This is a genomic window from Amycolatopsis sp. NPDC114484 (genome assembly GCF_055633755.1).
Genome location: NZ_JBVKDQ010000001.1, coordinates 793,721 through 811,839, shown reverse-complemented (window position 1 = coordinate 811,839; position 18,119 = coordinate 793,721). Strand labels below are relative to the sequence as shown.

Sequence of the window (18,119 nt, the reverse complement as noted above, 5' to 3'; positions counted from 1 at the left end):
GGCTAGCAGCTTGCACGCTGACCTTCCCTTCCTCGCCTATTCGAGATAATCACATAGCACGAAAAACCCTTATCGCCTACCGCTGTACCTTCCACACCCCACGGCACCGGACTGCTTCCGTCATAGAGCGGAGTCACTGAATAGTAGACCGTTTCTTTATTCGCCTTCACCGCCTTGGCCGTCGACCTTTCAAGGGAGTTCAACATCTGAACACTGTTGTTGAACCCCCAGAGCGGAACCATGTTCTTCACTTCCGCCGTGCCACCAAATTGGCGACCGATCAGATGGGAGGCATGCATATTCGGCTCCCAGCCGAATGGTCGCTTTGCGTCTCGAGGGTCCTTGACGCCGGTACCGACGATGCAGGCGGAAGCACCGGTGGCCCGCAGCCCCTTCTGGCCGTTGAGTTCGGCACCTTCCATCTCGCCGTAGACAATCTGACCCGGCGACAGTCCGTGTTCACTACAGGGATCAGGCCGGTCGTCTGCCGTCCGGTCGATCGGGAGCGGCACCGGAATCGGATCGTATTTCGCGCCGGATTCCAGATCAGCGAACACCTTGTTCGCGTCCGACCACAACTTCAGGCTGCGATCAGTGACCACCGTTGCGTCGGTGACGGCGGACACCGCGTCCACAATCCCTACGACGGTCGCCCCGGCGGCGAACTGCGGTGCCTTTTTCAGCGCGTTGACAAGCCAGGCCGGTGGCGGCGGCGGAGCCGGCCGGACGTATCGCGGCTTGGCGTGTCGGCCTGGCCCGGGCCGGGCATGTCCTGGTCGGGCATGCCGTGGTTTTGCGCCTGGACGGCCACTGCGGGGAGAACTCGGGTGGTACCTCGCGTTATTGGCATCCCGAACCTGTTGGTGGTGCCACGCCGATTCAGCCGGGTCATATCTATCCCAGGGACCCGATCGTATGCATTGGTGGGGACCACACTCACCGTTTGCTGCTCTTTCCCCTGTATTACAGAAGAAGAACGTGAAGATATCGATAAAGACCCCACCACGCGACTTTGCGCCACCGCCCGGAGATCCGCCTGCCCCATCGCCCGTGTCGCACCAGTTGACCCAAGGGCCATGACCACTCTGATCGGTCTGCCCGACCGGATCGCCGTTCCCGTAGGTGTACCGGTTCGTCGCGGTGGACGGCTTGGGGTCGAGATTCCAGTCATCGCGGGACATGAAGGTGCCGGTGTTCGGGGAATACCAACGGGCGGTCATGTTGACTGTGCCGGTATCGGGAGCGGTCCAATCTCCCTGGTAGCCCAGATCGGAGGTGTCGCCCGAGGACGACGTGACGGCACCGAACGGATCGAAGGAACGTTGACCGTCGACGGCGGCGCCCAGGTAGCGGCCGACGACGTCGCCGTGCCGATCCGAGAAGAGCAGCTTTCCCGAGGTACCCGCGGCGGGCCGGTCGGCCAGGCCGGTACCGTCCGGCAAACGCGAGACCGTACGCGAGCCGTCGGTGACGGTTTCGTTGGAAAGTCCGTCGTAGGTCAAAGCCGTGCCGTTGCGGCTCTGCACACGGTCGGCGCTGTCGTACTGATATGTCGCCGCGCCCTGGTTCACGAGACGGTCGAACGCGTCGAAACCGTCCGTTGTGGTGACACCACCGCTCGAGACCGACGCGACCGTGCCGCGCTTGGTGTAGGAGTACGTATTACCGGCACCCGAAAGCAACTGGTTGCGGGCGTTGTACGTGTACGGCTGTCCGTTGACCGCAGTCCGGTTGCCGGCGTCGTCCCAGCCGTAGGTGCTCGTCTGGGATCCCGAGGTCCACGACGTCAGCCTGCCGAGGCCGTCATAGTTGTACGTGTTAGCGGACGTGGTGCCCGACCGGGTCGAGGTCTTCGAGGTCACCTTGCCGTCGTTGTCGTACCCGTAGTCGTCGCCGAACAGGACGCGCGAGCCGGTGTCGGTCAGCTGAGTGAGGCGGTCAGACGACAGCTGGCCCAGTTTGTCGTAGCTCTGTGCTCGCGTAACCCGGTTGACCATCGCGCGGTCCTGAGTGATCGACAACCGCCCCGCGGCGTCATAGCCGTAGTCGACCGTCCGGCCGGTGACCGGGTCAGCCGCCGAGGCCAGCCGTCCTGCCGGGTCGTAGGCGAACGTGGCCGAGCCGGCCGCATCCGAGCGCTTCGTCATCGCGCCGTCGCCGTCATAGGTGTATACGGCCGTGCCCATGACGCCCGAAGAAGTGCGGAGATTGCCGCGATCGTCGTAGCTGTAGTTCGTGTCACCAGCCGGGCTGCCGACCCGGGTTTGCCTGCCGGCCAGGTCGTAACCGTAGGTACGGTCCGCGGTGGCGCTCTCGGCACCTGAACCGTGCTCGGCGACAAGTCGATCCTGAGAGTCGTACTCACGTGCGCGGACGACTGGCCCTGGCGCGATCAGCGAAATCGCTCGCCCGGCCGCGTCGTACGAAGTGGTCCACGTGCGATCGGCCAATGCCCGGGCACCATCGATCGCCGGCTCGATCACCGATTCCGGTGCGCCCCAGGCATTGTAGGTGTATTCCGTGGCGTTGCCGTTCCCGTCCACGAAGTGGCTTCGATTGCCGAGACGGTCGTAGCCGGTCCACGTGGTGACGGACTTGTTCGCGTCGACCCGCTCGACCTGCTTCACCAACCGGTTGAGGAAGTCGTAGCCGAAGTCGGTGGTCCGGCCTTCCGGCGACACCGTGCGCAGCACATTGCCGTTGCCGTCGTACGACGTCGTGGACGTGCGCTGCGGTTTGCCGTCGACAACCTGAGCGTTCGCGGTCAACCGGCCGGCCAGATCGTACGTCGATTTGGTGACTAGCCCAGCCGGGTCGGCGACCGCACTGGGCCTCCCCTCGTCGTCGTAGCCGTAGGTGGTCGTGCGATTCGTCGCGTCGGTGCTGGAGGTCAACTCGTTCGCGTTGTTGTAACCCATCGTGGTGACGAAGCCCTTGGGCGTCGTCATCGTGGTCACGTTGCCTGCGTCGTCGTATCCGGTGAGGGCGGTGTAGAAAGCCGACCCGCCGTCGTAACGCTCCACCTGGGTTTCGGTGATCTGCCGGCCGAAGTCGTCGTAGGTGTACTGGGTGCGCCCGCCAGCCGGATCCGTGGTTCCGATCAGTTCTCCGTTGCCGTCGTAGCTGTTGTGAATCACTGCGGCGGCGTCGCTGACCTGCGGCAAGGTGGTGGTGAGCGTACGTCCGTAAGGATCGTAGGTATTCGTCGTGACGTGCCCAAGCGGATCCGTGATGGTCAACGAGTTTCCGGCGTGGTCATAGGTGGTCCGTGTGGTCGCGACGATCGGTTGGCCACCTGGCGGGGTATAGGCCGGCAACGTTCCGGCGACGACCCGGCCCATGCTGTCGCGTTCGGTCGTCGTCACGTTCCCAGCAGTGCCGCGGGCCTGTGTCACTTCGCCGAATGTGTTGCGCCCCAGCGACTCGCTCAGCACGACGTTCGCCGCCTGCTGTCCACCTTCCCAGGCGTCCACCGGCGGATTGATGGTCGAGACCGGCAGGCCCGCGGCGTCGTAGGTGTACTTGGTTTCAACCTGACGACGGTCGGACGTGGCGATGGCGAGACCGCGCTCGTCGTAAGTCGTAGTCGCGGACAGAATCTGGCCCGCGACGGCTTCCGTGTCCGCGCGCGCGACCTGACCGTCTGCCGCGTACGTGTAATTCGTGGCTTCGACACGCGATGAGTCAGCCGCACCGGTGACCGTGATGCGGGTCGGATTGCCCGCAGCGTCACGAAGATACGAGGTGGTGCGATTCAGTCCGGACGGGTCCACCGTGGTCGAACTCGCGAATCCGGCGCTGTCAAAGGAAGTTGTGCTCTTCCGGCCGCCGGCGGTCACCTCTTCGGTGAGGTGTCCGGCAGGGTCGTAGACACGTTGATCGAGGACTACGTCCCTGGCCGAACCCGTCGGAGGCCGGTAGTTTTCGAGTGTCGCAGTCGCGAGCAGCCCGTCGTCGTAGTAGCCGTAACGGGTCGCCCGATCCATCGCGTCCTGGGTTCGCTGCAAGCGGCCGGCCAAATCGTAGCTGCGGTTTTCGATGCGCAGCGTGCCCGCCTGATCGGGGTTGCCCGGATCCGCGCCCGGCCCGCTGGCGATCCGGGACAGCAGATGGTGCTGGTCGTCGAACTGGTCGGTCCACTGTGTTCCGGCGACGTCGGTGGTCACCACCTTCAGCAGGTCCGCCGAGTAGTCATAGCGCACCGTGCCGCCGTCCGGGTAACTGATGTTGACCTGGTGATCGAACTTGTCATAGCCGAAGGTCGTCTTACGGGCCTGGTCACCACCAGTGGCATCGGAGATCTCGGTCGAGAGCAGATTTCCGTTCCCGTCATAGGTGCTAGTGGTCACCGCGGTGTGCTTCACCCCGGTGATCGGGTTGACGATGGCGGGGCCGGTACTTTTCGCCAACTGGGACAGCGGTGTGTACTCGAACGAAGTGGTGCCGAAAACTCCACCACCTGCGTTTCCTGTGGTTTCCGAAGCCTTGCGACCGATGCCGTCATAGGTAAACGAGGTGACGAGACCCATGACGTTCCTGATAGAAGCCACGTCCCCGTTCGACCGGTAGGTATTGGATGACAGCTGGCCACGCTGGTCCTTGACCTGAATCAGCACACCGGCGGGCACTTTGCCCCCGTCAGAGGAGGTTTCGGCACCAGTCGAGTACGTGCGGACTTCAGTCGGCGCAGCGGTCTGGCCTGCCGGAACCGGATACGTGGTGGTCGTGAGCCTGCCCACGGTGTCGTAATCGAACGTGGTTCGGTACCGAGTGTCGGTAGCCGAGGACGAACGCGGGTCCGAGCTGCTGGTTTTCTTGTCGCGGCGTGGATCGAGCGGGTCTGCCGAGGCAAAATAGGCGTAGTAGGCGGTATTGCACGAATTGGCCGCCCGGCAGGTTTTCGTGCTCAGGACGTTGCCCCGGTCGTCCGTCGTTTGCTCAGTTCGATGGCCCAGTTCGTCAACAATCGCTTTGCGGAAGCCCTTTTCGTTGTACTCCCACGATTTGGTTGCGCCGTTGTGAACTGTCGAAGTGAGGCGGCCGCCGTTGTCGGCGTCGAAGTGGTAGGTCCAGTCCGGATAAGGGCCGTGCAGGGTCACCGTGCGCTCGGCGTTGTTCTGCTGTGGTGCGTCGAGTGTCCAAACGCGACCGTCGTGGTCGGTCAGGGTTTTGACACGATCAGCACGGTCGTCATAGCTGACGTTCGCGAACGATCGGTTGTCCTGCGGCTGAGTGATGGCGGTCAGCTCGTCGATTGCCTGCACGGCGGAGAAATGCTGCTGCACCGCGAGAGGACTCAAGGTGTGCTGGTAGACCGCCACCTCGTCGATCGAGCCGGCGAAGTAGAAATCACCACCATTGGTGGACGGGTAGTTCTTGCCGACGCCCGCACCAACCACCAGCTTGCCCAACGTGCCGTGGTCGATCAGTCCGGAAACGGTTCCGATCGCCGCCCCGTCGAGGTACAACGTCTGTTCGTCGACCTCTGACGTCAGGACCGCATGGTGCCAGGCGTTGTCGTTGACCGAAGTCGAACTGACCACCTGGCTGGGCCCGGTGATGCCGCGTGCCGAGAACCCGCCGTAGAGCAGGCCGTCAACGCCCACGTACATGATCGGCCGCCACTTTCCGGGTGCCGTACCGGGAAAAGCCTGATCCGCATAGCTGAGCAGAGTGCCGCTTCCCGTGGTCTTGAACCACAGCTCCGTCGAAACGGACATGCTCTGGTTGATGAGATCATCAGGCAGAGTCACGTAGCTGGACATCCCGTCAAACGCCGCGGAAGTGTCGCTAGTACCGCCGAGCGCGCCCGAGCCACCGAAAGTGAGCCCGTTCTGCTTGCCCGTATCGGCTCCCGGAGTACGCGCGACCGCGTTCGCGACAGTTGGGCCGCTCTGGTCTCCCAGCCGCCAGTACCCGCGAGGCCCGTCGTCAGTCACCGAACTGCGGTAATGCGATCCGGCCGACCGTCCGTACGTGGTGCAGTTCGGTGCGGCACTGGGCGTGCAGACACTCGTCAACGTGTCACCGGCGTAGCTGTAGTTCCAGGCAGGCGGTGCGTCCCCGGGATTGGGCGGCGGACTCTGCACTTGGGTGACGTGCCGGCCCGTCCACGTGATGGTGAGCGCCCTGCCGGACACATCGTTGGTGATCTTGGTGACGTGGCCGTCCGCATCGTGCTCCAACGTCTCGGTCAGCCCGGCCGCATCGGTGATCTTGATGAGCCGCCCCGCATTGTCGAACAGCCATTTGCTCCCGGTCACGTCGCGGAGGGTGTAGTACCCCGTGGTGCCGTCGTAGACCAGATCGACGTTCTGCCCCTGCGGCGGGGCGAATGTGCCATCCGGGTTGCGCCCGAACCGGCTCTGCCTGCCGTTCGGGTAGGTGACCAGTACATCGACGACGACGTTCTGCGCCGACCGGTCCGGCATCAGCCGCGTATCGAGCCGGGACGCCCATCCGACACCGAAGGCATTGTCCCGCCGAGGGTCCAGGCTGTTGTAGGTTCTCTGCACCGACAGGTCAGGGCCGACCGTCGCGACGGTCGCGTCGGTGACCACAGTGGAATAGTTGCCGATCTGCGGATCGAGACCGGGGCCGTTCACCGTGTCCGGACTGCCCGCGAGGTGCGACGTGATCTCCGGCTGCGGTACGCGGGTGGTCAGCGCGAGCGGGCCGACCCAGTCGGGCGACGGGCTGACCGTGTCGTGTGTCTTGACGCCCCAGTAGTAGGTTTTGCTCCAGGCCAGCTTGCCGGCCGGCGGCGTCCAGCTCTCCGGACCCCATGGTGAATCAGTGCAGTTCTGAGTGAGCGCGGCGTCCGTGCAGACCCGGAACTGGAACTTGAAGCCCTTGTTCGGCCAGTTGTCGTCGTCGACCGCTCGGGCGAACAGCGTCGGGGTCAGCGTCTCCACCGTCGCGCCGGACCCCGGCTGCTGGTAGTTCGAACCCGGTGGCACGTTCGTGACCTTCAACGGCGATACGCCGTAGGGCACCTCGTAAACCACGTGAAAGTCCTCATTGGACGGATTCCACATAGTCAGCTGGAGGTCGTAGTCGCCGGGTGCCAACGCACTCAAGGGAACGGTGATCGTCGCCTGACCGGTCGGCGGCACCGCGACCGGTGGCGCGACCCCCTGCGAGGTTTTCACGACCGGGCCGTTATTCGGCTGTCGAACGATGTAGCCAAGCCGGTAGCCGCCGCCCGCCGGCCAGGTCGACGAGCCTTGGTTGGTCACCTTCGCGGTGAAGGTGCCCTCGCGATTGTTGGTCGGCAGCAGCACATCGGTAAGTTCATAGCTCGCGCCCTCGGGCGAGTAGCGCACGTCAACGTACGGTGCGTTGACAGTGTTGGCCGACGCGAACCGCTTGAAGGCGGCGCTGTCCCCCTCGTCGGCCGCCCGCAGGGTGAATCCGGAGCCCAGCGCCTGCCCGTGCGACCACTGCACTGCCAAATTCTGTGGCAGCGGAAACGAAACCCAGCTCTGGCCAGAGCAATCAGCTCCGGTAAGCGCGGGCACCGTGGCAGTCGCGAGGGCACGGCCAGCCGCCGCCCCCGGCCAGCGAATCGACGAACCGTCCCAGCCCTGCGTCACCTCGAACAAGGTCGCCGGCCGCGCCTGGCAGGACTGGACGGCGAGCATGTCGACCGTCGCGCCGACGATGTACTGGTTGCGCAGAGTCGCAAGGACGTTCGAAAAATGCAGGTACGATCGGGAGATCGTGCGTCCGCCATCGGCCGAGCCGACTTCGAGGACGCTCTCGCCGGAATGATTCGCCGTGCTGCCCGAGCGGACGTAAGTGTCGTCGGCGTCTCCGGCGACCTTGGTGACCGACGGATCGACCACCACAGGAAAGACCCGATCCGGCTGACGCAACCAGTCCTGGTCCAAGTCGATGCGCAGCGTCCAGGTCTGTGCGTCCACCTGCGCGAGCGAGTACCGGACCCCGTCGCTGCGCGCCGGGTCGCCCCGGCGGGCATCGGTCATGAATCCAGCCGGGATCGTCGCGCGGACGGCTCCGGCGCTGTCCACCAGCCGGACGTCGCCGTCCCCGAGTTGCGGTCGCAACGCGCCGGTGTGCAGCGTGAATGAATACGGGCCGGCTTGCGCGGAGCCGAGGACCAGCTCTTCCTTGACGCCCTGGTTGGTTGCCGTGAGCCGCAAGTCCGTTCCCGGACGAGCCGCGGGGTAGGTGATCGTGTCGCCGTTCGCGGTCCCCCGAGAAGGAGCGGCGTCCTGCAGCGCGTAACCGAGGTTCGCGCCGTCACCCAGCCCCACGCTCACGATCGGATCAGCGTCCGCCGCTGTGGCGAAGCCAACGTCTGTGGCACCGGTCTTGGGATGCCACCGGCCATCAGGCCCAGTTCGCAGCGTCGGATCGGCCCTTTGCCAGCTGCCGTCGGCCATTCGGACGTTCGATTGTCCATTGTGGACTCGGAGTGTGCGAGTGCCGTCCGGGTTGTCGAAAGTCTCGGTGTCCGCCGTGCGGTCCTGCGGGCGCTCGACCGCGTGCGGGTCGATCCCCGGGAGATCGGCGTGCTGCACCAAGGGAGGAGACGCATGCTGACGTGCCGCGACCGTACCGCGCATCGGCGGCGGCGCGGCAGGATTGTCGGCAACCGCCCCTGGCGGCCGCGGCGTGTCGCGCGCCGCCATCGCGGGAACGACGTTCTTGCCCTTCCCGGCGCCCGCACCCGCCTGCTGTTGCGGCGCGTCGAGCGACGCACCCGGCGGCAAGGGAGCATCAGGTTTCGCATACTCGACCGCGGAACCCGCGACTGGCAACAGAACCACGAGAACAAGCGCGAGAACTGGCCACTTTCGCACACGACGAAACCAGAGTGAACGCGACAACGAGGACGCCCCCCACCACACCGAAGCCCGGCAGTCCCCCGACGCCAGGGCAAACGCTATGCAGAGGTCATCAAACGGTCAACAATTCAACATGATTGATACCCGAACGTCGCAACCTAGGGTAATAGACCAATTACCCCAAGTGGCGTATCGCAAATGCCGCGGCGCGGGACCATTCGGCGCAACCGATCGACGGCACGCGATTGTGGCTGGCTCTCTGGACGATCGTGTACCTGCTGCCGTCGCACTGGCATGCCCGCGACTCAGCCAACGACGCCTCCGCCGTCGTCCGGCCGGCACCGGTCAGCCCTTCGAGATCAGCGTCCTCCCGCACGACAACGGTGAGCAGCCTTGCGATGTTCACTCCAATGATCCGCCCGGGGCGGGTCCCCGCCCGCAGGCGGGCCGATCACGTCTAGGAATCGCCAGCGCCCAGAGAGAGCCGGGTGCGACCAGCGCACAGTGTTCCGTCGGGTAGCAGTCCAGGCAGATCGGGACTGCCACACCCGACGCAACGGCAAGAGGTGGATCAGATGTGGGTCTTGACCCCGCAGAAAAGCTATGCGAAATTGAGCAGAGATACAGCACTATCCTGCTGCAATCTGCTGGCCTACGAAACCGCGATGAAAAGTCAGTTCTCCCGCCCGAGCTTTTCCTCCACCCGGGCAAGCCTTTCCTCGTACTTCGAGACCGCCGACAGCCGTGCCCGGATCCGGGCGTGCTCCGCTCGCACCTCGTCGGCCTCGTCTGCCGCGTACTCCAGCCGCTCAGCGAGGCGCCCCGGGGAACCTGGACGCTCGAACGCCGCGACCCGGGCGTCCAGGGCCGCGATATGCGGGGCGAGACGGCGTTGTTCGTCGTAGAGCCACTTGACGTGCCCGTCCAGTTCGTCGCAGCGGGCGTTGACCCGTCCGAGTTCCTCGCGGAATTCGGCGCGCAGTTCGTCCCGGACCTCGTCGATACGCGAACGGGTCGCGTCGATTTCCGGCCGCAGCCGTCCGTCGACGATGCGTTCGACTCGGTGATGGAACCGCACCAGCGCCGGATGTCCGGCCCGAAACACCAATCGCTTCACGCGGGAAGCGGCACGACGCAGCTCACTCACGGCAGGATCTCAATTCTTCCGGTTTCACTCCACGACTTGAGGAGAGCCGATTCCGCGTGCAATCGGTGCTCGGCGGTAATGCCGACCCGGTCTCCCCAGGCGTGCTCGAACATGGTCTGGTCAGGATTGTCGAGAATGGACACGCCGGTCAATTTCACTGTCGCCTCAGGAAACAGTTCCCGGCACAGGTAAACCACCAGGGTTCCGGTGGTCGCCCACACCGGCTGCTCGGGATCCAAGCCCAGCAACCGAACCAGTGGAACGACGAAACGCCGATTCGAAATCGGCATGAAACCCAAGTCGGACGGCCACCAGTCCGGCAAAGTCTCCGGCTCCCAGAACAACCGGCCCGGCTCGGCGAGCAGGTACATCCGCGAGGGGTAATCCGCGAAAGTGTAAGGAGACGCGGTCAGGCCGCGGTGCACCACAACGACATCCGCGCGCGTCCCGTAAGCGGGAGGCGCGTCCTGCTCGTCCAACGCGAACGTGGTCATCCGGAACACCAGGTCGCTCGAATCGATCAACTCCGCGCGCCGGGCATCGGGGGCCATGGGGGCATTGCCCACGACCGTGATGCTTTCGACCCGTCCCGGGTTTCGGGCATAGGCCGACAAGAGGTCGCGAATAGACGTGTCCAGGTGGCCCAGCCGGGCTCTGCCGGACACCTCGTCCGCGAACTGAGTCGGATTCATCGCACCCCTACCACGTCGTGAGGATCCCCAGCCGGCCTCAGCTCGATCCCCCCGACCGCCGTAAACCGAGCAGAAGGACAATAGCCGACGAACCAGATTCCCCGTCCTGGCAGGGCGGCACAATCCGACCTTCGGAGGCTCGTGCGGTGGACACTGTGGCGATCGTCCCGGCCCGAGGCGGTTCGGTCGGGCTTCCCGGCAAGAACCTCGTCCCCTTCCTCGGCCGTCCGCTTGTCGCACACACCGTGCACACCGCGCTCACTGCCGGTATCCAAGATGTGGTGGTCACCACCGACGATCGTGACATCGCCGCGGCCGCGACGGCCGAGGGGGCCGCCGTCGTCGACCGGCCCGCCCCGCTCGCCCAGGCCAGCAGCCGCACGCTGCCCGCGGTAGTGCACGCGCTGGACGCGAGGGAAGTTCCCGACTCGACGCTGGTGCTCCTGCTGCAGCCGACCTCGCCGCTGCGAACCGCCGGCGACATCGCCGAATGCGTCGAGATCCACGCTGGCCGGCCTAGCGGTTCCGTGGTGCAGATGTGCCGCTCCCACGACCACCACCCGCTCAAGGTGTGCCTCGAAGAGCCCGACGGCAGTGTCACTCCCGTTCGCACGTGGGAGGACCTGGAAGCTCCTCGCCAGTCCCTGCCGCCGGTCCTCCGTCCGACCGGGGGCATCTACCTGGTGCGCGCCGGCGATCTGCGCAGCCATCAGCGGTTCTTCGTGCCTGAAGTGCGGTGCCAGGTCGTCCCCGCCGAACGAGCGGTCGACATCGACACCGCCGCGGACCTGCGCCTGGCCGAAGCGCAGGCGATCGAGCTTCACCGGTCGACGAACACTTTGTAGAGCGACGGTTGCCATACCTCCTCGCCTTCCAGCAGCTCCGCGATCCGGCGCTGCGCGCCCGGTCCGCCGAACGCCGAATACGGCTCACATCGTCCCCGCGCACGTGCGTTCTCGATCGCCGCCGCGATCTTCGCCGAATCCGGATCCACCCAGTGCACGCTCGGCGCGGTGGCCCGGTTGCGCTGCCGGGTACCCACCGTGACGGACGGCGTACCGAGCACCGGAGCCTCCCGGACCCCGGCGCTCGAGTTGCCCAGCACCACAGTCGCGTTCTTCATCAGCGTCACGAAGTACTCGAACCGCATGGACGGCAATCGCACGACGTTCGGCCCGTCGAGGCGATCCAGCTCACGCCGGATTTCCCGGCAGCCCTCGTCGTTGTTCGGCTCGATCACCACCCAGTTGCCGCCCCGCAGCACCGCGTCGACGACCGCGGCCGCGTTGCGCCGGTTCTGGTCGAGTTCCGTGGTGACCGGGTGCAAGGCCAGCACCCCGTACTCGGTGAACGGGATGTCGTAGCGCTCGCGCACCTCGTCGAGCGCGGGCAGCTGCGGCGACGTCAGCACGTCGACCTCAGGACTGCCCACGACGAAGATCCGCTCCTCTTCCTCGCCCAGCTGAAGCAGACGGCGGCGGGCCTCCTCGTTCGCCACGAGGTGCACATGCGCGTGTTTGGACAGCGAATGCCGGATGACGTCGTCGATCGTCCCGCTGACCTCACCGCCCTCGATGTGCAGCACGCGGACGTTGGCCAGCGATCCGACGATCGCGCCGGCGAGCGCCTCGACGCGGTCTCCGTGGACCACGATCGCGTCTGGCCGCTCCTCGTGCACCAGCCGCGCGAGCGCCTGCACGGTGTTGGCAAGCACGAGCGCCATCGGCTCGTCCTCGATCTGGTTCGGGATCAGGTGCAGCCGCCGCAGCCCGGCCCGCTCGATCTCGCGCACCGTGTAGCCGTAACTGCGCAGCATGTGCATGCCGGTCACCACGATCCGGGCGGAGAGCCGAGGGCTCTCCTGCGCCGCCAGCATGATGTCCCGCAGTTTGCCGAAATCGGCCCTGGTCCCGGTGAGGAAAAGGACCTCCCGGACAGCTTGCTCAGCCAAGATCCGCCCAGCTGACCTGTGTGTTGACCGCCAGCGCCTTCTTGACCGGACGGCCGAGCACCGCTTCGTAGTCCTTCGCCTTGATCTCGCCGGTGCCCGGGCGCTTGACCCAGATGTTGTCCGTGGTCAGCTGCTCGCCCTCGGCGATGTCCTTGGTGGTGACCACGCAGGCGTACGCGAAGTCGATCGTCGGCTGCTCCTCGGCGAGGATCTGCTTGCTGCCGCCGCGCGAGGCGTGGATGAGCCGGGAACCCTCGACCAGCCGCGCGAACTCCTCCGGCGGGGACGAAACCGGGATGTCCGGCCCCGGCCAGCTCATGTCGGAGGCGAAGTGCCGCTCCAGCACGGACGCGCCGAGGGCGACCGCGCCGAGACACGGGTAGATCGTCGTCGTGTGATCGGACAGCCCCAGCTCGGCATCGGGGAACGCGGTGCCGAGTTCGCTCATCGCGCCGAGCCGGACCTGCTCCGGCGGCGTCGGATAGAGCGAGGTGCAGTGCAGCAAGGCGAACCCGACCCCGGCCTCGCGGAGAATCTCCACCGCGGGGGTGATCGAAGCGATGTCGTTCATCCCGGTCGAGAGGATGACCGGCTTCCCGAACGACGCGACATGCCGGATCAGCGGGTAGTTGTTGCACTCGCCCGAACCGATCTTGAATCCCGCGACGTCCAGCTCCGCCAGCCGGTCCGCCGCCGCGCGGGAAAACGGCGTGGAGAGGAACACCATGCCGCGTTCCTCGGCGTGCGCCTTGATCTCGCGCTCGTCCTGGGCCGACAGCGCGACCCGGTTCATCATGTCCCAGATCGGTTCGTCCGCATTGCCCGGAACGACATCGTTCGGGATCATTTCGTCGTTGACGACGTGTGTCTGGATTTTCACCACCTGGACGCCGGCGTCGGCGGCGTCGTCGACCATCCGGTGCGCCTTCTTCGGGTCGCCCTCGTGGTTGATCCCGATCTCCGCGATCACGACAGGCGGGTGGTCGGCACCGACCGGGTGCTGGCCGAGCATGAACATGGGGAGACCTCCGGATCGGAGCGGGAGTGCGGTCTGCTGGCGACCTTAACCGGTTCCGCGGCGTGGCCTGCCCCACCCGGCGCATCCGCCCTGCCATCGATGCGGTGCGTCCCATCGGTACCCTCGTCCACGTGCATGCCACCAGCACGGTTCACGCAGCCGAACCCGATGTCTCGACTCCGGTTCCACCGTCGTCGGACAGCAAGACGTTCGCGCGTGCGATCGACGACATCAAGACCGGTTTCGCCGCCCGTGAGCTTTGGACCCACCTCGGCTGGCAGGACATCAAGCAGCGGTATCGGCGGTCCATCATCGGGCCGTTCTGGATCACCATCAGCCAGGGCGTCATCGCGCTCGGCCTCGGCCTGCTGTACTCGCAGCTGTTCCGCACGCCGATCGAGGTGTTCCTGCCCTATCTCTCCACCGGCTTCATCATCTGGGGCTTCATCCAGGGCTGCCTCACCGAAGGCATGGAGACGTTCATCGCGAACGAGGGCCTGATCAAACAGGTCCCCGCGCCGATCAGCGTGTACGTGCTGCGCACGATCTGGCGCCAGACGCTGCTGCTGGCGCACAACATGATCGTCTACGTCGTGCTGCTGATCATTTTCTTCTCGGCGCTGGATTCCCCGTATTCGCTCGGGTCGAAAGACGGCGCGTGTCTACCGGACAAGTTCTGCCACCCTGGTCTGAGCTGGAACATTTTCCTCGCCATTCCCGGGTTCGTGCTGCTCGCGCTCACCGCGGGCTGGGCCGCGCTGCTGCTCGGCATCATCTCGACGCGTTTCCGCGACATTCCGCAGCTGATCAACTCGCTGATCCAGCTGATGTTCTACGGCACCCCGATCGTCTGGCCGGTCGACCAGCTGCTGTCCGGCGGCGCGCGCGACGGTGCGTCGTGGGCGCTGCCGATCATCAAGCTCAACCCGCTTTACCACTACATGCAGGTGGTGCGGTCGCCGCTCATCGGACAGGCGGTGAGCTGGACCAGCTGGGTCGTGGTCGGCGGGCTCACCGTGGTCGGGTGGGCGCTCGCCCTCGTCGCCATGCGCAATTACCGGTCCCGCGTCTCGTATTGGGTGTGACAGATGGTCAGCATTGACGTCCACAACGCGTACGTGGACTTCCCGATTTTCGACGCGAAGACGCGTTCGATGAAAAAGCGCGTGCTCGGCAAGGTCGGCGGCAAGATCAGCTCCGACCAGAAGGTGCCGATCATCGAGGCGCTGCACGACGTGTCGATCAGCCTCCGCGAGGGCGACCGGGTCGGTCTCGTCGGGCACAACGGCGCGGGCAAGTCCACGCTGCTGCGGCTGCTCGCCGGGATCTACGAGCCGACCCGCGGATCGTCGCGGATCGTCGGCCGGATCGCGCCGGTGTTCGACCTCGGCATCGGCATGGACCCGGAGATCTCCGGCGTGGAGAACATCCTGATCCGCGGCCTGTTCCTCGGCATGAGCGCCAAGGAAATGGAGAAGCGGGTCGACGACATCGCGGAGTTCACCGAACTCGGCGACTACCTGCAGATGCCGCTGCGGACGTACTCCACCGGCATGCGGGTGCGGCTCGCGCTCGGCGTGGTGACCTCGATCGACCCGGAGATCCTGATCCTCGACGAGGGCATCGGCGCGGTCGACGCGGCGTTCCTCAACAAGGCCCGCGACCGGCTCAAGGACCTGGTCAAACGCTCCGGCATCCTGGTGTTCGCGAACCACTCCGACGAGTTCCTGATGGAGCTGTGCGACACCGCGATCTGGATGGACGAGGGGCACGTCAAGCAGCAGGGTTCGCTGCGCGAGGTGCTCACCCAGTACAAGGGCCGCGACCCGTTCGAGAACATGAGCCAGGAAGGTCTCGAGCGCCTCGGCATCGAGCCCGCGACCACCACGAACGGCGGGGAATGATGACCGGCGAGACGCGAGAGCTGCCCGAGGGCGCCGTCGTCGGCGTGGTGGTCACGCGGCACCGGCGCGAGCTGCTCGCGGACTCGCTGAAGATCATCGCCGCCCAGACCCGGCCGGTCGACCACCTCGTGGTGGTGGACAACGGCCCGGACAAGTCCGCGCGGGACGTGGTGGAGGCCTACCCGCTGCCGTACACGTACCTCCCGTCGCACCGAAACCTCGGCGGCGCGGGCGGTTTCGCACTCGGCATGCTGCACGCGCTGTCGCTCGGCGCGGACTGGGTCTGGCTCGCCGACGACGACGGCCGTCCCGCGGACGAGCACGTGCTCGAGATCCTGCTCGAGGAAGCCGAAAAGCGCGGTCTCGCCGAGATTTCCCCGGTGGTGGCCAACATCGACGCCCCGGCGAAACTGGCGTTCCCGCTGCGCCGCGGCCTCACCTGGAAGCGCTCGTCGGCCGAACTGGGCACGGACTTCCTGCCCGGCATCGCGTCTTTGATGAACGGCGCGCTGTTCCGTGCGTCCACTTTGGACGTCACCGGCGTGCCCGACCTGCGCCTGTTCTTCCGCGGCGACGAGGTGGAACTGCACCGCCGCCTCGTCCGGTCCGGCCTGCCGTTCGGCACGTCGCTGCGCACGACCTACCTGCACCCCGACGGCTCGGACGAGTTCAAACCGATGCTGGGCGGGAAATTCCACGCACAGGACCCGGAGAACGAGGTCAAGCGGTATTACACGTACCGCAACCGCGGGTATTTGCTGTCGCAGCCGGGAATGCGGAAGATCGGGGCGCTGGAGGTGTTGCGCTTCGGGCTGTATTTCGTGGGCGTGAAGCGGGACCCGAAGGCGTTCTTGCAGTGGCTGAAGCTGGTGCGGCAGGGACGTGCGGAGAAGTTTTACCGGTACTGAGCCGGTCAGTCCGTTGTGGACAGTGCGCTGACCCCACCGTCCACAACGGACTCCCGAGCTATTCCCCGATCACCGGCGGCGCGGAGCGATGTCCGCCGCCGAACACCTCGTCGTCGTCCTCGATTTCCATCACGAACGCGGGCTGGTTGAGGCTTTCGTCGTACGGGCGGGCTCCGAAGCCCATGCCCGGCCGGGCCGGAGCGCCGCCCATTCCGCCGGCCGCGACATCGGCCGCTCCCGGCTCCATCGCGCCGTCGCCGGGGCCGAACGAGCCACCGCCGCGGCCGACCTTGCTCTGGTGTTCCTCGTCGGCGCCGAACCCTCCGCCGCCTCCGCCCATCGGCATGCCGCCCATCGGCATCGCGCCCATTCCGGCGGACCCGGCGTTGCCGCCGCCCGCAGCGGCCTGTGCCGCGGCCGGGGCGTAACCGGCCGCGGTGGTCGAGCCCGAACTGTCCGGCATCGGCTGATGCACCGCGCCGGTGAACTGGCTCGGGCCGCTGACCGTCGGAGCACTGGCCGCCGCGTGCCCGGCTGCGGCACCGCCGCCGCCGGCGTCCGTCGCCGAACCAACGGTGGAGGTAGCGGGCGCCGGGCTGGCCGGAGGAGCGTCCGCGTGCCCGGCCGGAGGAGCGGCGTCGTGGTGCGGCCCCGTCGGCATCGCCACCGCGGCGCCGCCACCAGCCGCGACACCGAACTTCGGCGGGTGCGCGAACGCCGGCTGCTTCGACCCCGTCTCGTGCAGCGAAGCGTCGTACTTCGACATCGTCTCCGCGGCCTGTTCGTGCGCGGACCGGCTGTCCTGCTGCTTCTTCAGCGTCGCATCGATCTCATTGCTCATTTCGAGCGGACTCGCGTGCGACCATTTGTCGAATTCCTCGGACCAGTCGAACGGGACCGCGTCCGGCATCGAATGCTTCGCCACCTGCGCGGCGGACGCCTGCTCCTCGACGATCCGCGCGGCCAGTTTCGCATTCTGGCCATTCGCCTCGGCCCATTCGGCGAGGCTCACGAAATACGCCTGCGCACCGGCCGCGGCCTCTCCGCTCCAAGCGTGCGCGGCCTTCTTCACGGCCTCGCCCAACTGCGTCGCGAAGTCCTCGAACGCTTTCTGCACCTCGGTGTACGCTTGCGACACCGACGACACCTGCTCCACGTCGAGATTCGTCTCGACGTACGACTTCAGCTGCTGATGCGGGTGCCCGAGGTAGTCGGCGTCCGACGGCGCGAGCCCCGGCTGCGGCGTGCTCATTCGGTGCTGCCCTTCACGGTGCGGTGGGAGTCGATGGCCTGGCTCTCGTTCTCGGTGTAGACCCCGCCCGCTCGCGCGAGGGCCTCGTCGGCCTCTTTCAGGATCCGGCCGAACTGGTCCAGCACGTCGAGGGCCGCCCCGGGCGCGTCGGCGCCGCTCTTGCGGTCGTGCTCGGCCACGGTGTGCCCGTACGGGTGGCTGCCGAGCTTCGGCGCGGTCGTCAGCGCCTGCGTCTGCGGCTTGAGCCGTTCGAGGCGCGTGACCATGTCGGTGAGCGCTTTGCGCAGGTCACCGAGTGCGTCGCCGTCGATGCTGAACCCGCCGGCTTTCGCGGTGCCGGCCAGCTTGTGCGTTTCGGCCGCGGCTTCGGCGATGCCCTTGGCGTTCAGCCCGCCTGCCGCCAGCGGATCAGTGCTCATGCGCCGGAGTTTACC

General features: G+C 66.2%; 11 protein-coding genes. 4 read left to right on the top strand and 7 right to left on the bottom strand.

Annotated elements, in window-relative coordinates; translation table 11 throughout:
* Positions 1 to 2: 2 nt before the first annotated feature.
* The 3 genes from ACZ7SW_RS03935 to ACZ7SW_RS03925 form a co-directional block, all read right to left on the bottom strand.
* Complete coding sequence (locus ACZ7SW_RS03935) at positions 3 to 8,795, bottom strand: LamG-like jellyroll fold domain-containing protein (RefSeq protein WP_470228894.1); 8,793 nt, start codon at positions 8,793 to 8,795, stop codon at positions 3 to 5.
* A 691-nt stretch (positions 8,796 to 9,486) separates the two neighbouring features.
* Positions 9,487 to 9,960, bottom strand: coding sequence for a hypothetical protein (locus tag ACZ7SW_RS03930; protein WP_470228893.1), 474 nt, complete (start codon positions 9,958 to 9,960; stop codon positions 9,487 to 9,489).
* Positions 9,957 to 10,652, bottom strand: a complete 696-nt coding sequence (locus ACZ7SW_RS03925) for a hypothetical protein (RefSeq protein ID WP_470228892.1) — start codon at positions 10,650 to 10,652, stop codon at positions 9,957 to 9,959. Before ACZ7SW_RS03925 ends, ACZ7SW_RS03930 begins: the two co-directional genes overlap by 4 nt.
* Positions 10,653 to 10,798: 146 nt before the next feature.
* Between ACZ7SW_RS03925 and ACZ7SW_RS03920 the strand changes: the two genes are divergently transcribed.
* A complete protein-coding gene (locus ACZ7SW_RS03920) occupies positions 10,799 to 11,497 on the top strand; it encodes an acylneuraminate cytidylyltransferase family protein (RefSeq protein ID WP_470228891.1) in 699 nt (232 codons plus the stop codon).
* Here the strand turns inward: ACZ7SW_RS03920 and neuC are convergent.
* Entirely contained in the window at positions 11,473 to 12,603 is a 1,131-nt protein-coding gene (gene neuC, locus ACZ7SW_RS03915) for a UDP-N-acetylglucosamine 2-epimerase (RefSeq protein ID WP_470228890.1), read from the bottom strand. The genes ACZ7SW_RS03920 and neuC overlap by 25 nt on opposite strands.
* Complete coding sequence (locus ACZ7SW_RS03910; protein WP_470228889.1) at positions 12,596 to 13,621, bottom strand: N-acetylneuraminate synthase family protein; 1,026 nt, start codon at positions 13,619 to 13,621, stop codon at positions 12,596 to 12,598. The genes neuC and ACZ7SW_RS03910 overlap by 8 nt, the downstream gene beginning before the upstream one ends.
* Before the next feature lie 131 nt (positions 13,622 to 13,752).
* Here ACZ7SW_RS03910 and wzm point away from each other — a divergent pair, with 131 nt between their 5' ends.
* Genes wzm through glfT1 form a run of 3 tightly spaced genes read left to right on the top strand, consistent with a single transcriptional unit; the run spans position 13,753 to position 16,433 of the window.
* Complete coding sequence (wzm, locus tag ACZ7SW_RS03905; protein ID WP_470228888.1) at positions 13,753 to 14,706, top strand: galactan export ABC transporter permease subunit Wzm/RfbD; 954 nt, start codon at positions 13,753 to 13,755, stop codon at positions 14,704 to 14,706.
* A gap of 3 nt (positions 14,707 to 14,709) precedes the next feature.
* Positions 14,710 to 15,525, top strand: a complete 816-nt coding sequence (gene wzt, locus ACZ7SW_RS03900; protein WP_116200762.1) for a galactan export ABC transporter ATP-binding subunit Wzt/RfbE — start codon at positions 14,710 to 14,712, stop codon at positions 15,523 to 15,525.
* A complete protein-coding gene (gene glfT1 / locus ACZ7SW_RS03895; protein ID WP_470228887.1) occupies positions 15,525 to 16,433 on the top strand; it encodes a galactofuranosyltransferase GlfT1 in 909 nt (302 codons plus the stop codon). Before wzt ends, glfT1 begins: the two co-directional genes overlap by 1 nt.
* A gap of 58 nt (positions 16,434 to 16,491) precedes the next feature.
* Here glfT1 and ACZ7SW_RS03890 read toward each other — a convergent pair whose 3' ends face one another.
* A complete protein-coding gene (locus tag ACZ7SW_RS03890) occupies positions 16,492 to 17,685 on the bottom strand; it encodes a hypothetical protein (protein ID WP_470228886.1) in 1,194 nt (397 codons plus the stop codon).
* On the bottom strand, positions 17,682 to 18,104 hold the full coding sequence (locus ACZ7SW_RS03885; protein WP_116200765.1) for a hypothetical protein: 423 nt from the start codon (positions 18,102 to 18,104) through the stop codon (positions 17,682 to 17,684). Before ACZ7SW_RS03885 ends, ACZ7SW_RS03890 begins: the two co-directional genes overlap by 4 nt.
* Between the last annotated feature and the right edge of the window lie 15 nt (positions 18,105 to 18,119).

Coding starts and splice junctions, on each gene's coding strand:
- ACZ7SW_RS03925 (WP_470228892.1), bottom strand. CDS start 10,652: ATGAATCCGACTCAGTTCGCGGACGAGGTGTCCGGCAGAGCCCGGCTG.
- ACZ7SW_RS03910 (WP_470228889.1), bottom strand. CDS start 13,621: ATGTTCATGCTCGGCCAGCACCCGGTCGGTGCCGACCACCCGCCTGTC.
- wzt (WP_116200762.1), top strand. CDS start 14,710: ATGGTCAGCATTGACGTCCACAACGCGTACGTGGACTTCCCGATTTTC.
- glfT1 (WP_470228887.1), top strand. CDS start 15,525: ATGACCGGCGAGACGCGAGAGCTGCCCGAGGGCGCCGTCGTCGGCGTG.
- ACZ7SW_RS03890 (WP_470228886.1), bottom strand. CDS start 17,685: ATGAGCACGCCGCAGCCGGGGCTCGCGCCGTCGGACGCCGACTACCTC.
- ACZ7SW_RS03885 (WP_116200765.1), bottom strand. CDS start 18,104: ATGAGCACTGATCCGCTGGCGGCAGGCGGGCTGAACGCCAAGGGCATC.